The sequence below is a fragment of the Pseudomonas sp. DSP3-2-3 genome (assembly GCF_049898225.1).
GTDB lineage: Bacteria > Pseudomonadota > Gammaproteobacteria > Pseudomonadales > Pseudomonadaceae > Aquipseudomonas.
In genome coordinates, this window is sequence record NZ_JAFCXH010000031.1 from 16,040 (window position 1) to 30,722 (window position 14,683).

The 14,683-nt window shown below is 59.7% G+C and carries 11 protein-coding genes; 5 read left to right on the top strand and 6 right to left on the bottom strand.

Translation table 11 applies throughout. From position 1 onward, the window contains the following. Nucleotides 1-84: 84 nt before the first annotated feature. From mfd to ACP7E4_RS25680, 3 genes are all read left to right on the top strand, one after another. The gene (mfd, locus tag ACP7E4_RS25670) at nt 85-3,537 is read left to right on the top strand and encodes a transcription-repair coupling factor (RefSeq protein WP_426119615.1); all 3,453 of its coding nucleotides are present in this window, start codon (nt 85-87) and stop codon (nt 3,535-3,537) included. Between the two features lie 11 nt (nt 3,538-3,548). Beyond that, nucleotides 3,549-4,073 carry a CsiV family protein gene (locus ACP7E4_RS25675; protein ID WP_426119617.1) on the top strand — a complete coding sequence of 175 codons (525 nt, stop codon included), beginning with the start codon at nt 3,549-3,551 and terminating at the stop codon, nt 4,071-4,073. A 68-nt stretch (nt 4,074-4,141) separates the two neighbouring features. Then, entirely contained in the window at nt 4,142-6,883 is a 2,742-nt protein-coding gene (locus ACP7E4_RS25680; RefSeq protein ID WP_426119619.1) for a DEAD/DEAH box helicase, read from the top strand. A 280-nt stretch (nt 6,884-7,163) separates the two neighbouring features. Here the strand turns inward: ACP7E4_RS25680 and ACP7E4_RS25685 are convergent, their stop codons facing one another. The 3 genes from ACP7E4_RS25685 to psrA form a co-directional block, all read right to left on the bottom strand. Then, nucleotides 7,164-7,904, bottom strand: a complete 741-nt coding sequence (locus ACP7E4_RS25685; RefSeq protein ID WP_426119621.1) for an S-methyl-5'-thioinosine phosphorylase — start codon at nt 7,902-7,904, stop codon at nt 7,164-7,166. Between the two features lie 9 nt (nt 7,905-7,913). After that, nucleotides 7,914-8,912, bottom strand: coding sequence for a beta-N-acetylhexosaminidase (nagZ, locus tag ACP7E4_RS25690; protein ID WP_426119637.1), 999 nt, complete (start codon nt 8,910-8,912; stop codon nt 7,914-7,916). Between the two features lie 86 nt (nt 8,913-8,998). Beyond that, the gene (psrA, locus tag ACP7E4_RS25695) at nt 8,999-9,715 is read right to left on the bottom strand and encodes a transcriptional regulator PsrA (protein ID WP_426119623.1); all 717 of its coding nucleotides are present in this window, start codon (nt 9,713-9,715) and stop codon (nt 8,999-9,001) included. A 262-nt stretch (nt 9,716-9,977) separates the two neighbouring features. Here psrA and lexA point away from each other — a divergent pair, with 262 nt between their 5' ends. Both lexA and sulA read left to right on the top strand, forming a co-directional pair. Next, nucleotides 9,978-10,586 (top strand): transcriptional repressor LexA, encoded by a 609-nt coding sequence (gene lexA / locus ACP7E4_RS25700; protein WP_020294126.1) that lies wholly within the window; start codon nt 9,978-9,980, stop codon nt 10,584-10,586. A 9-nt stretch (nt 10,587-10,595) separates the two neighbouring features. Then, on the top strand, nt 10,596-11,066 hold the full coding sequence (sulA, locus tag ACP7E4_RS25705; protein WP_426119625.1) for an SOS-induced cell division inhibitor SulA: 471 nt from the start codon (nt 10,596-10,598) through the stop codon (nt 11,064-11,066). A gap of 7 nt (nt 11,067-11,073) precedes the next feature. Here the strand turns inward: sulA and ACP7E4_RS25710 are convergent, their stop codons facing one another. The 3 genes from ACP7E4_RS25710 to topA form a co-directional block, all read right to left on the bottom strand. Next, nucleotides 11,074-11,307: a hypothetical protein gene (locus ACP7E4_RS25710; RefSeq protein WP_020294128.1), complete on the bottom strand. Its 234-nt coding sequence runs from the start codon at nt 11,305-11,307 to the stop codon at nt 11,074-11,076. A 73-nt stretch (nt 11,308-11,380) separates the two neighbouring features. Then, entirely contained in the window at nt 11,381-11,902 is a 522-nt protein-coding gene (locus ACP7E4_RS25715) for a DUF6586 family protein (RefSeq protein ID WP_426119627.1), read from the bottom strand. Nucleotides 11,903-12,033: 131 nt separating this feature from the next. Next, nucleotides 12,034-14,646 carry a type I DNA topoisomerase gene (gene topA, locus ACP7E4_RS25720; protein WP_426119629.1) on the bottom strand — a complete coding sequence of 871 codons (2,613 nt, stop codon included), beginning with the start codon at nt 14,644-14,646 and terminating at the stop codon, nt 12,034-12,036. Nucleotides 14,647-14,683 lie beyond the last annotated feature (37 nt).

The following is a 14,683-nucleotide window of genomic DNA, read 5'->3' on the forward strand; positions in this document are numbered from 1 at the left end:
TTTCCGGCTCTCGTAAAACAGACAACCGATACCCGCGTTAGTTACAATCGCCGCCCCGTCGCAACGCTTGGAGCTCTATCTTCCGTGCCCGTTCTGCGCCTACCGCTTCTTCCTGCTGCTGCAGGCAAACAACACTGGGGCAATCTTCCCGGTGCCGCCCTGAGCCTGGCCATTGCCGAGGCTGCCAGCGCCGCCAAGCGCTTTACCCTGCTTTTGACCGCCGACAGCCAGAGCGCCGAGCGGCTGGAGCAGGAGTTGAAGTTCTTCGCGCCCAGCCTTCCGGTCCTGCACTTTCCGGATTGGGAAACGCTGCCCTACGATTTGTTCTCGCCGCACCAGGACATCATTTCCCAGCGCATCGCCAGCCTTTATCGCTTGCCCGAGCTGGAACATGGCGTTTTGGTAGTGCCAATCACCACCGCCCTACACCGCCTGGCGCCGACCAAATTCCTGCTCGGCAGCAGCCTGGTGCTGGATATCGGCCAGAAACTCGATATCGAAGTGATGCGTTCGCGGCTTGAGGCCAGCGGCTATCGTTATGTCGACACGGTGTACGAGCACGGTGAATTCACGGTACGCGGCAACCTGATCGATCTGTTCCCGATGGGCAGTAAACTGCCGTACCGGATCGATCTGTTCGACGACGAAATCGAAACCCTGCGCACCTTCGACCCGGAAACCCAGCGTTCCATCGACAAGGTTCAATCGGTGCGCCTGCTGCCCGCGCGGGAATTCCCGCTGCAGAAGGAAGAAGTCACCCGCTTCAAGGCGCGTTTTCGCGAACGCTTCGACGTGGACTTCCGACGCTGCCCGATCTTTCAGGATCTGAGCAGCGGCATTACCCCGGCCGGTATCGAGTATTACCTGCCGCTGTTTTTCGAAGAAACCTCGACCCTGTTCGATTACCTGCCCCAGGACACCCAGGTGTTCTCGCTGCCGGGCATCGAACAGGCGGCAGAAAACTTCTGGAATGACGTGCGCGGCCGCTACGAAGAGCGTCGTGTCGACCCGGAGCGTCCTTTATTACCACCGGCCGAATTATTCCTGCCGGTTGAAGACTGTTTTGCGCGCCTGAAAAACTGGCCGCGCGTGGTTGCCAGCCAGCAGGACGTGGACGCTGGCGCAGGTCGCGAGCGATTCCCGGCGCAGCTGTTGCCGGATCTGGCCATCGAAGCCAAGGCCAACCAGCCATTGGCGGCCCTGGCGAAATTTCTCGATGAATTCCCCGGCCGCGTGCTGTTCACCGCCGAGTCTGCCGGACGCCGGGAAGTCCTGCTGGAACTGCTGGAACGTCTGAAGCTGCGCCCGAAAACCGTGGACAGCTGGAACGACTTCGTCGAGGGCAAGGAACGCCTGTCGATCACCATCGCGCCGCTGGATGAAGGCCTGGTCCTCGAACAACCGGCCCTGGCGCTGATCGCCGAGAGCCCGTTGTTCGGCCAGCGCGTCATGCAGCGCCGCCGCCGGGAGAAACGTACCGACGGCGGCAACAACGATGCGGTGATCAAAAACCTCACCGAGCTGCGCGAAGGCGCGCCGGTGGTACATATCGATCACGGCGTCGGTCGCTACCTCGGGCTGGCGACGCTGGAAGTCGAGAACCAGGTCGCCGAATTCCTGATGCTGGCCTATGCCGAGGACGCCAAACTCTACGTTCCGGTGGCCAACCTGCACCTGATCGCCCGCTACACCGGCAGCGATGACGCCTTGGCGCCGTTGCACCGCCTGGGTTCGGAAACCTGGCAGAAAGCCAAGCGCAAGGCCGCCGAACAGGTGCGCGACGTGGCCGCCGAGCTGCTCGACATCTATGCCCGCCGCGCAGCCCGCGAAGGTTATGCCTTCGAAGATCCGAAAGCCGACTACGCGACTTTTAGCGCAGGCTTCCCGTTCGAAGAAACGCCGGATCAGCAGACCACCATCGACGCGGTGCGCGCCGACATGCTGGCGCCCAAGCCCATGGATCGTCTGGTCTGTGGCGACGTGGGCTTCGGCAAGACTGAAGTGGCGATGCGCGCCGCATTCATTGCCGTGCATGGCGGACGTCAGGTCGCAATCCTGGTGCCGACCACCCTGCTCGCCCAACAGCATTACAACAGCTTCCGCGACCGCTTCGCCGATTGGCCGGTGAGCGTGGAAGTCATGAGCCGCTTCAAGTCCACCAAAGAGGTCAACGCCGCTGTGGCTGACCTCGCCGAAGGCAAGATCGACATCGTCATCGGCACCCACAAACTGCTGCAGGACGACGTCAAGATCAAGAATCTCGGCCTGGTGATCATCGACGAAGAACACCGCTTCGGCGTCCGCCAGAAAGAACAGCTCAAGGCCCTGCGCAGCGAGGTCGACATCCTGACCCTCACGGCGACGCCGATCCCGCGCACGCTGAACATGGCGGTCTCGGGCATGCGCGACCTGTCGATCATTGCCACGCCACCGGCGCGACGCCTGTCGGTGCGCACCTTTGTCATGGAACACAACAAGCCCACGGTCAAGGAAGCCTTGCTGCGTGAGCTGTTGCGCGGCGGCCAGGTCTATTACCTGCACAACGATGTGAAAACCATCGAGAAATGCGCCGCTGACCTCGCGGAACTGGTGCCGGAAGCCCGTATCGGCATCGGCCACGGCCAGATGCGCGAACGTGATCTCGAACAGGTGATGAGCGACTTCTATCACAAGCGTTTCAACGTGCTGATCGCCTCGACCATCATCGAAACCGGTATCGACGTGCCCAGCGCCAACACCATCATCATCGAACGCGCCGACAAGTTCGGCCTGGCGCAGCTGCACCAGTTGCGCGGGCGCGTAGGTCGCAGCCACCACCAGGCGTATGCTTACCTGCTGACACCGCCGCGCAAACAGATCACACCGGACGCCGAAAAGCGTCTGGAAGCCATCGCCAACACTCAAGACCTCGGGGCCGGTTTCGTGCTGGCCACCAACGACCTTGAAATTCGCGGTGCGGGCGAGCTACTGGGCGACGGCCAGAGCGGGCAGATTCAGGCGGTAGGTTTTACGCTGTATATGGAAATGCTTGAGCGGGCGGTCAAATCGATCCGCAAGGGCGAGCAGCCGAACCTGGACCAGCCGTTGGGTGGCGGACCGGAAATCAACCTGCGTCTGCCAGCGTTGATTCCCGAAGCCTATCTGCCGGATGTCCATACGCGGTTGATCCTTTACAAGCGCATCGCCAATGCCGCCGACGAGGACAGCCTCAAGGATTTGCAGGTAGAAATGATCGACCGTTTCGGGCTGTTGCCGGAACCGACCAAAAATCTGGTGCGTATCACGTTGCTCAAATTGCACGCCGAGCAGCTGGGCATCAAAAAGGTCGATGGCGGACCACAAGGTGGGCGCATCGAGTTCGCGGCCGACACACCCGTGGACCCGCTGACGCTGATCAAGCTGATTCAGGGGCAACCCAACCGTTACAAATTCGAAGGTGCCACGATGTTCAAATTCATGGTGCCGATGGAACGCCCGGAAGAGCGTTTCAACACGATTGAAGCGCTGTTCGAGCGCCTGACCCCGAAAACTGTTTGAAGGATTCATCCATGCGTGTGTTTCGTTCACTCCTGTTGCTGCTGACGTTGGTCGCGCCGACAGCTTTTGCCGATGGCAGCTATCAGGTCGAGATGATCCTGTTCCGCCAGTTGGGCGAACCGGCCGCGACGCGTCAGTTCGCGCCCGAGGGTTGGGCAGCTGACGCGCAAAGGATCGATGCGCAAAACGAGCGCAGCGTCGCCCTGAGCGAGCTGGCCAGCAAGCTTGAAGCCAGTGGCACCTATAAAGTGCTGCTGCACCGGGCATGGAGCCAGAATCTGACCACCGGGCCTGGCAAAATGGCGATCAGCAGCGGCCAGGAGCAGTTGGGGCACTTCCCGATCGAAGGCACGCTCAGCATTGGCATTGCGCGCTTCACCGACATCGCGGCAGACTTCTGGGTCAACCAGCTCGATAGCCATGGCGTCCTGCTCAGCAGTGAACGCATGAAACAGACAACCCGGGTAAAAAACGGGGAATTGATCTACATGGACTACGGAAGTCTGGCCATGCTGATCAAGATTGCACCCCTGTAATCATCAAGGAGCGCATAGCGCGTTCCTTGCCCTTTTGAGCATCGCTACGGCGTAGGCTGTCCAGAACTGTGTCGTCCAATCTCGAAAAAGTCCTCGCCCTGGCGTGGACAGACAACTTTACCGACAAGACTCTTGAGCGGGGGCACGACTACGCCCTGCAACAACGCATCATCCTGGAAGAACTCAATCCCGATCTGGTCCGCACCGCGTGCCGGGGTTCCGGTCTGGAGATCTATCACCAGACGTTGATGTTCAAGGATCCAGGCCGATTCAAGAACACCCTGATCTGCAAATGCACCTGCCCGGTGCGGGAAAACTGCAAACACTGCGCAGCGGCCTTGTACTACCTCCAGGACCCGACGAATCAACCGTCGATTCTGGCAGTGTTGAATGAGTCACGACGCGAGGCGCCACCACGGGTCGAGCCAAAACCCGCACTGCCCGAACGCTTGATCGACACCATCAAGCCCAAGCCCAGGTTGATCCTTGCGAGTATCGAATACAGCGCCTACGAACCGCGCAACGGTCGCATGCAGCGGCATATCCAGCATCGCGCGGCCCTGGCTTTCGGTTATGGCGAGCACTTCGCTATCGGAACGGCCAACGTCAGCATTCTGGTCAGCTCTCTGGGCAGCGATCTGGTTAACCAGAAAAGCGACATCATCGAACATCATGCGACCGAAACCCTGCGCATTCGACGTCAGGGCGAACTGGAGCGGCAACAGCGCCAGGTTCTGCAAGACATGGGTTTCAGGGTCGCGACCCGGCAGAGCAAGGCGCTGCCGGAAACCGCTGGCGACATGTTCGAACTGCCCAACGACAAGGCCTGGCTGAATTTCGTGCTCAAGGATTTGCCGCGCCTTGAAGAACAAGGCTGGGATATCGAGGTCACCGATGAATTCGCCTTCGACGTCACCCCCGTTGACGACTGGTACGCGGTCATCGACGAAGAAGCCGAGCGTGACTGGTTTGATCTGGAACTGGGCATCATCGTCAATGGCGAGCGCCTGAGCCTGCTGCCGATCCTGATCAACCTGATTCGCACCCATCCGGAATTGATGAGCGCGGCTGGCATCGCCAAGCGTGCTGACGACGAGCAACTGCTGGTGCAGATTAACCACTTCACCCAGCGCGGCGGCGGCCCGATCCAGATCGCCCTGCCCTATGGCCGCCTCAAGCCGGTACTGGCAACCCTTGGCGATTTCTACTGGCGCGACGAAGGCAACAATGCGCTGCGCATGAACAACGCCGATGCCACGCGCCTGGGTGAACTGGAAGACTTGCCGCTGAGCTGGCAAGGTGGCGACCGCCTGCGCCGCTTCGCCGATCGGCTGGCAAATATCAAGGACGCACCCGTAGTGGTGCCGGAAAACCTGAACGCCACCTTGCGGCCGTATCAGCTAGAAGGCCTGAGCTGGATGCAATCGCTGCGGGAGCTGGAAGTCGGCGGCGTGCTGGCCGATGACATGGGCCTGGGCAAGACCTTGCAGACCCTGGCGCACTTGCTGATGGAAAAACAGGCCGGACGTCTGGATCGCCCGGCATTGGCGGTCATGCCCACCAGCCTGATCCCCAACTGGATGGACGAAGCCGAAAATTTCACCCCGCAGCTCAAGGTGCTGGCGTTGTACGGCGCCAATCGCTCGCAGGACTTTGCCAATCTGCAGGAATACGACCTGATCCTCACCACCTATGCCCTGCTGCCTCGGGACGTCGAGGTATTGGCCAAACAACCGCTGCACACATTGATTCTCGATGAAGCGCAGTACATCAAGAACCCCAACAGCAAGGCTGCCCAGGCGGCCCGCGAACTCAACGCCCGCCAGCGCTTGTGCCTGAGCGGTACGCCGCTGGAAAACCACCTGGGCGAGCTGTGGTCGCTGTTCCACTTCCTCATGCCGGGCTGGCTGGGCAGCAGCAAGGAATTCAACAGCAACTACCGCAACCCCATCGAGAAGCACGGCAACATGGACCGCCTGCAGCACCTGAACGCGCGCATCAAGCCGTTCCTGCTGCGCCGCACCAAGGAACAGGTGGCCACCGAACTGCCGCCGAAAACCGAAATCATCCATTGGGTCGAGCTCAACGACGCCCAACGCGATGTGTACGAAACCGTGCGTCTGGCCATGGACAAGAAAGTCCGCGACGAAATCACCCGCAAGGGCGTGGCGCGCAGTCAGATCATCATCCTCGAAGCGCTGCTCAAGCTGCGTCAGGTGTGCTGCGATCTGCGGCTGGTCAACAGCGAGCAAGCGAATCTGCGCCACGGCAGTTCAGCCAAGCTGCACAGCCTGATGGAAATGTTCGAAGAGCTGCTGGCCGAAGGTCGCAAGATCCTGCTGTTCTCGCAGTTCACCTCGATGCTCACGCTGATCGAGGCTGAGCTCAAACAGCGCGGCATTGAGTATGCGTTGCTGACCGGCGCCACCCGGGATCGCCGCACGCCTGTGCAAGCCTTCCAGGCTGGCAAGCTGCCAATCTTCCTGATCAGCTTGAAAGCCGGCGGCACCGGTCTGAACCTGACGGCGGCCGACACCGTGATTCATTACGATCCGTGGTGGAATCCGGCGGCGGAAAACCAGGCCACCGACCGCGCGTATCGCATCGGTCAGGACAAGCCGGTGTTCGTCTACAAAATGATTGCCCGAGGCACCGTCGAAGAGAAAATCCAGCGCTTGCAGCAGGAAAAATCAGCATTGGCGGCAGGCGTTCTGGATGGCCGGATGACCGGCGACTGGAAGCTGCAGAGCGAGGACATCGCGGCACTGTTCGCACCGCTGCCGCTGCCGGCGAAAAAGGTGAAGCGCTAAGCAAAGCCCGTTGGAGGCTTGCCCGCGAGAACCTGAACCCCGTTGGAGCGAGGCTTGCCCGCGAACATAGAATCTCCAACGGATCTACGCAACATTCACGATAGGACGTACAGCCGTTGTATTTGCGTCTACTGGAATGCCGTCTTCCCGGATAAATCCGGTCCCACACAATCAGCGCGATCCAGTGGGACCGGCTTTAGCCGGGAAGGCGTCGGTTCAGACAATACATCTGCGGCGCCTGGCGGTTGCCCTCAGACATAGAATCTCCAACGGTATCGTGTCAAACCGCCCCCAAAACCCGCGCCAAAGTTGCCTTCACTTTACCCATGCCGTCATGCAATGCCTGCTCGATCTCGGCCATGGTAATCACCGCCGAAGACTTGCCGGCGGCCGGATTGACCACCAGCGCCAGACAGGCGTATTCCAGTTCCAGTTCACGGGCCAGCGCCGCTTCCGGCATGCCGGTCATGCCGACGATGTCGCAGCCATCGCGCTCCAGACGCACAATCTCGGCCACGGTTTCCAGACGCGGCCCCTGGGTGCAGGCGTAAACCCCGCGCTCACTGAACTCGCATCCTTCCGCCGCCAGTGCTGCGATCAGACGCCCGCGTAAGGCTTCGCTGTACGGATAGCTGAAGTCGATGTGCGTCACCTGCTCCAGATCATCCGCGAAATAGGTGTGTTCGCGGCCGCTGGTGTAGTCCACCAGGTCATGGGGCACACAGAAATGACCGGTGCCCATGGCCGGATGGATCCCGCCAACGGCGTTAACCGCCAGAATCGCCTCGGCGCCAGCCTGCTTCAACGCCCAGATATTGGCCCGGTAATTCACCTGATGCGGCGGAAAGCGGTGTGGATGCCCGTGGCGCGCCAGAAACATCACTTCGCGACCGGCATAGTCGCCGATCTGGATTTCACCAGAAGGCGCGCCGTAAGGTGTGTTCATGGGCAGGGACTGACGAATGTTCAGGCCCTCCAGCTGGGTCAGGCCGGTGCCGCCGATAATCGCGTAAACAGTCATGAGTAATCCTTAATCGATCAGTTGCGCAGCACGCAGCGCTTCGAGCGCTGCCAGCCAGCGCGGATGTTGACGGTATTCGGTGCTGGCGTAGGCCTGGCCACGCATGCGGGCGATACGCGGCGAAGGTTTGACCTTCAAGCGTTGCGCCGCAGTGAGCGCCAATTCAGCCGCCGCACGGTCGTTGCACACCAGCCCCATGTCGCAGCCGGCAGTCAATGCCGCTTCGATACGGCTGGCCGCGTCGCCAACCACGCGCGCGCCCGCCATGGACAGATCATCGCTGAAGATCACCCCGTCAAACTGCAGCTCGCCGCGCAAAATGTCCTGCAACCAGCGCCGGGAAAAACCAGCCGGTTGCGCATCGACCTTGGGATAGATCACATGCGCCGGCATGACTGCGGCCAGCTGCTTGCTCAAGCGCGCAAAGGGCACTAGATCATTGGCGCGAATCTGTTCAAGACTGCGCTCGTCGGTGGGAATCGCCACGTGGGAATCGGCTTCGGCCCAGCCGTGACCGGGAAAATGCTTGCCGGTGGCCGCCATTCCTGCGGCGTTCATGCCACGAATGAAAGCTCCGGCGAGCAGCGCGGCCCGCTCGGGATCACCTTCGAACGCACGGCTGCCGACCACGGCACTGCGTTGATAATCCAGATCCAGCACCGGGGCGAAACTAAGGTCCAGGCCCACCGCGAGGACTTCGGTGGCCATCAACCAGCCGCAGTGCTCGGCAAGGGTTTCCGCGTTCGGGTTGTCGGCAATTGCGCGCATGGCCGGCAAACGCACAAAGCCCTGACGCAAGCGCTGCACGCGCCCGCCCTCTTGATCGACGGCCAGCAACAGGTCCGGCCGAACCGCGCGAATCGCGGCGCTCAGCTCCCGAACCTGACGCGGGTGTTCAATGTTGCGAGCAAAAATGATCAGGCCACCCACTTCGGGCTGACGCAGAAACTGGCGATCTTCGGCGGTCAACCACGTGCCGGCGACATCCACCATCAAAGAGCCTTGCAGGCCGTAACTCATATGAAAACACCATTGCCTAGATCCAATCCGGGCAATGGTGCTTGATCATCGGGTCTGGCGCAATGCGCGAAGGGTCAGGCTTTGGCGGTCGCAGGAACGCTGGTGCTGCTTTTCGTACGCGGCTTGAGCTGCGCCGAGATCATCGCTGCGTCGCTGACACCGGTTTCAGCGCGCATGCCGGCCGCGAGAAACGGCACCATGAGACGCATCACCTGTTCAATGGAAGTGTTAACCCCGAAGTCGGTTTCGGCGATGGCACGCAGCGCTTTGATCCCGGACATGCTGAACGCCGCAGCACCGAGCATGAAATGCACGCGCCAGAACAGTTCGATAGGAGGTATACGCGGCGCGGCTTCGTTGACCAGCGTCATGTAACGGCGGAACACCTTGCCGTACATATCTTCCAGATACCGCCGCAAGTGACCCTGGCTCTGACTGAAAGCCAAACCCAGCAAGCGCATGAAAATCGACAGATCGTTGCCGCTACGTGGCTGAACCACAAGCGCCTGCTCAACGAGGATATCCAGCAGCTCTTCAAGCGTCGGCTTGTTTTCCGGCTTGGCCTGGCGTCGCTCCAGCTCACGATCGAGGCTGATGCAGAACGGCCCGAGGAAGCGCGAGAAAACCGCCTGGATCAGGGCCTTCTTGGAGCCAAAATGGTAATTCACCGCAGCCAGATTGACCGATGCCTTGCTGGTAATCAGCCGCAACGATGTTTCGGCAAAACCTTTTTCCGCGAATAACTGCTCGGCAGCATCGAGAATGCGTTCAACTGTTTCCGACTGGGCCATGGTTTCCTGCCTGACAAACACTTGTTTGAAACATACGTATTACACGGGCTATTTGTCAAGTCTGGCCGTTCACTTTCTGCCTGTACGGTCACGCATTTAACCATATCGGCCGGCCCCTGTAGCCATTAGCTGACGACCGCTTGCAAAGCCCAAATTCACCCTTCCCGAGTACCGCCTGGCAGCCGATACAAAAAGGACGATTGCCAAGACGCAATCACTGTATATAATCCCAGTCACTGTATAAAAAGCCAGAGCGCTCATCATGATCAAACTGACGCCACGCCAAGCAGAAATTCTGGGGTTCATCAAACGTTGCCTTGAAGACAACGGTTATCCGCCTACCCGTGCGGAAATCGCCCAGGAGCTGGGTTTCAAATCACCCAACGCTGCAGAAGAACACCTCAAGGCCCTCGCTCGCAAAGGCGCCATCGAAATGACTCCCGGCGCTTCCCGGGGCATCCGTATTCCGGGTTTCGAGGCCAAGGCCGACGAGAGCAGCCTGCCAATCATCGGCCGGGTTGCCGCCGGCGCGCCGATCCTGGCCCAGCAGCATATTGAAGAATCCTGCAACATCAACCCTGCGTTTTTCCATCCCAGTGCCGATTACCTGTTAAGGGTGCATGGCATGAGCATGAAAGACGTCGGCATTCTCGATGGCGATCTGATCGCCGTGCACACGACGCGCGAGGCCCGCAATGGCCAGATCGTCGTGGCACGCATTGGTGACGAAGTAACGGTGAAACGCTTCAAGCGTGAGGGCAGCAAAGTCTGGCTGATCGCTGAAAACCCGGATTTCGCCCCGATCGAAGTGAACCTCAAAGATCAGGATCTGGTTATCGAAGGCTTGAGCGTCGGCGTGATTCGCCGTTAAGGAGACACTATGCAGTTCACCCAAACACCGCATGCGCAATTGCCGCTGTTCGAGGCATTCATGGCGCAGCCTATCGCCCCGATGCTCCAGGTTCCGGTCGAAACAAACTGGAACAATGAGCCAGAAGTCTTCAGCGAATTGTCATTGCGCGGCGCTGCCGGGAACTGCCTGAGTCTTCTGGCACCGATTCTGCGGGAACTCAGCGAGGACAAGGACGCCCGCTGGCTCACGTTGATCGCACCGCCCTCAAGCCTGACGCAAACCTGGCTACGAGATGCAGGGCTCAATCGCGAGCGCATTCTGTTGCTGCAACCGCGGGGCACGCAGAGTGCACTGGAGTTGACGCGTGAGGCTCTACGCCTGGGGCGCAGTCACACGGTAGTAAGCTGGATCAATCCGATCAATGCAGCAGCGCGTCAACAGTTGATTGGCGCGGCAAGGACTGGAGATGCGCAAAGCTTGAACATCCGCCTTGGCTGAAGCGGGATCAATGGAGAACGCGTGGACCGGCGTCTTTTTCAAGCTCGCCTTCAGCCATGCGACCGGCCATTTGCACACCAACGCTCAGCATCGCCTTGGCGACTTCGACGTGTTGACCTTGCAGGAAAGCCTTGGCGTCCTCGGAAAAATTCAAGGTCACCAATGAGCCTTCGTCTTCGGCACGACGAAGCTCGATACGGCCATCAGGCAGTTCGACAATTTCCAAAAAAGATGTAGGCATCAGCAATACTCCACGAAAGGCCGGCATTGTAGCAGCCAGTCGACTCAGGCCCTAGCCCATCCATCATTGCGTTTCAGCACTCGCTCAGACCTTCGCGAAAGCGAATGGCCAGACCTTTGAGCTGCTGACGCCAGCTTTCCAGCTCTTCACGACCCAGTTCCGGCACCGGCTCTTCATCGAGATTAACCGCCACGATCAGTGGCTGGGTAACGTCACCCTTGGGCTTTTTCGGGGCGCGAGGTGGCTGGAACAGCGCGTTGTAGGCTACCAGCAATTGGGCGAGCCAGGTTTCGCGATGCTGGGCCAGTTCGATCAGCTCGGCCATTTCCGGGATTGCTATCGCGTCCAGCACTTCCTGGGTCAGCAGCAGCTCGGCGCGAGGCGCATTGGCCTGAGGCAAACGGTAGAAACCTGCAATCTCATGACACAAACCCAGCAGCGCGCCGTACAGATGGAACAGTGCGGATTCGCGCTCGGCCTGGACCAGCGCCTGGGAATTCATCGCGCGGCCTTCCTGAGCCTTGCCCAAGGCCTCAAGTGCCAGGCCTGCGAAATAAATTTTCTGATTGGTGCGGGTATAGAGTTCGTGGGCCACGGCGGCATCCTCCATAACGATGAAATGAAAACAGCAGTGCGCAAATGGCGAAAAACCCTCGATGCGACCAGCACAGCGAGGGTTTGCGTTGATTAACGCGGCCGCTCCGCAGAGCAGCTCATGTTAGTGCATCAACGCTTGTCTTCGACTTTCCAGGCCTTGCCATCGTAGAACGCGCGCCAGCCGGTCGGCTTGCCTTCCACTTCGGTCTGTACATATTGCTCTTTGGTCTTGCGGCTGTAACGAATCACCGCAGGACGCCCGTCCGGATCTTTCTTCGGCGCTTCACAGAGGAAGTGGTACTTCGGATCGATCTCGTCCTTGTGCGGCGCGATTTCCATGACCAAAGGCGCACGGGTTTCGCGGTTTTTCGGGAACTGGCTGGCCGCCAGGAACAAGCCCGAAGCGCCGTCACGCAAGATATAGGTGTCGTCGACCTTGTCGCACTTGAGTTCCGGCATCTTCACCGGATCCATCTTCGGCGGTGCGGCGTCACCGCTCTTGAGCAGCTTGCGAGTGTTCTTGCATTCGGCGTTGGTGCAGCCGAAGAACTTGCCGAAACGACCGGTCTTGAGCTGCATTTCGCTACCGCACTTGTCGCATTCCAGGCTCGGACCTTCATAGCCCTTGATGCGGTAAGTGCCCTCCTCGACTTCGAAGCCTGCGCAATCCGGGTTATTACCACAGATGTGCAACTTGCGCTTCTCGTCCAGCAGGTAAGCGTCCATCGCGGTATTACAGATATGGCAGCGATGCTTGCCGAGCAGCACGCGGGACTCGGATTCACCCTCGTCGTCTTCAGCAATTTCATCGCCCGGCGTCAGATTGACCGTGGCCTTGCAGCGCTCTTTCGGTGGCAGGCTGTAACCCGAACACCCGAGGAATACGCCGGTGGATGCAGTACGAATCTGCATCGGACGCCCACAGACCTTGCAAGGAATGTCGGTCATTACCGGTTCGTTGGAACGCATGCCGCTGTCAGGCGCTTCGGCTACTTCCAGCTTCTTCTTGAAGTCGCCGTAGAACTCGTCAAGGACGTTCTTCCAGTCACGCTGGCCCTGGGCGACGTCATCGAGGTTTTCTTCCATGCCGGCGGTGAAGCCGTAGTCCATCAGGTTGGAAAAGCTCTCGGACAGACGCTCGGTAACGATGTCGCCCATTTTTTCCGAGTAGAAGCGCCGGTTGTGCAGCGCGACGTAGCCACGGTCCTGAATGGTCGAGATGATCGCTGCGTAAGTCGAAGGACGACCGATGCCACGTTTTTCCATCTCTTTTACCAGGCTCGCTTCCGAGTAACGCGCAGGCGGCTTGGTGAAATGCTGGCTTGGGTCGAGCTTGATCAGTTTCAGGTTGTCGCCCTGAGCCATGTCCGGCAGGACGTCATCGTCGCCAGGCTTGGTCATCTGCGGCAGGGCGCGGGTGTAACCGTCGAACTTGAGGATGCGGCCCTTGGCGCGCAGCTCGAAGGTACCGGCAGCGACGCTGACCGTGGTCGACAGATATTGCGCAGGCGGCATCTGGCACGCCACGAATTGGCGCCAGATAAGCTCGTACAGGCGCTCAGCGTCGCGTTCCATGCCCGTCAGCTTGCTCGGGTGGGTATTGACGTCGGAAGGACGAATCGCTTCGTGAGCCTCTTGCGCACCCTCTTTGCTGCTGTAGACGTTCGGCGACTCCGGCAGGTATTTCTTGCCGAACTCGGTTTCGATGTAATCACGCACCATGCTGACCGCGTCAGCCGACAGGTTGGTGGAGTCGGTACGCATGTAAGTGATATGGCCCGCTTCGTACAAGCGCTGCGCCATCATCATGGTTTTCTTCACGCCGAAGCCCAGGCGGTTACTGGCGGCCTGTTGCAGAGTCGAGGTGATGAACGGTGCCGAAGGCTTGCTGCTGGTCGGCTTGTCTTCACGCTTGGCGATGCTGTAGGCGGACGCCTTGAGCTTCTCCAACGCGGCCATGGCCGTAGCTTCGTTCAGCGGCTTGAAGGCCTCGCCATTTTCCCGAGCCACTTCAAAGCGCACATTAGCGCCCTTGGCGGTGCCCAGGTCGGCGTGGATTTCCCAATACTCTTCGGGGTTGAACGCACGGATCTCGCGTTCACGCTCCACCACCAGCTTCACGGCAACCGATTGCACGCGGCCAGCAGAAAGGCCACGGGCAACTTTCTGCCAGAGCAGCGGCGACACCATGTAACCCACAACCCGGTCGAGGAAGCGACGTGCCTGCTGAGCGTTCACTCGATCAATATCGAGCTCGCCTGGCTTGGAGAAGGCTTCCTGGATGGCTTTCTTGGTGATTTCGTTGAACACCACGCGCTTGTAGCGGCTGTCATCGCCACCGATGGCTTCGCGCAGGTGCCAGGCAATGGCTTCCCCCTCGCGATCCAAGTCGGTTGCGAGATAGATGGTGTCAGCATCCTTGGCAAGCCGGCGCAGCTCTTCGATCACCTTCTCTTTACCAGGAAGGATTTCGTACTTGGCTTTCCAGCCATGGTCCGGATCGACACCCATGCGCGAGACCAGCTGACGCTTGGCCTTCTCCTTGGGAGTAAGCACCGGCCCGTCGCCCGCGGCAGCTTTGCCTCGCTTGGCGGCAGGGTCTTTGCTGGCGCTAGCCGAACCGCTGGTGGGCAGGTCTCGGATATGGCCGATACTCGACTTCACCACGTACTGGTTGCCCAAATACTTGTTGATGGTCTTGGCCTTAGCCGGGGATTCCACGATGACCAGCGATTTGCCCATGGATCAGAAAATTCCTGAATACTGAAAAATGAAAGAC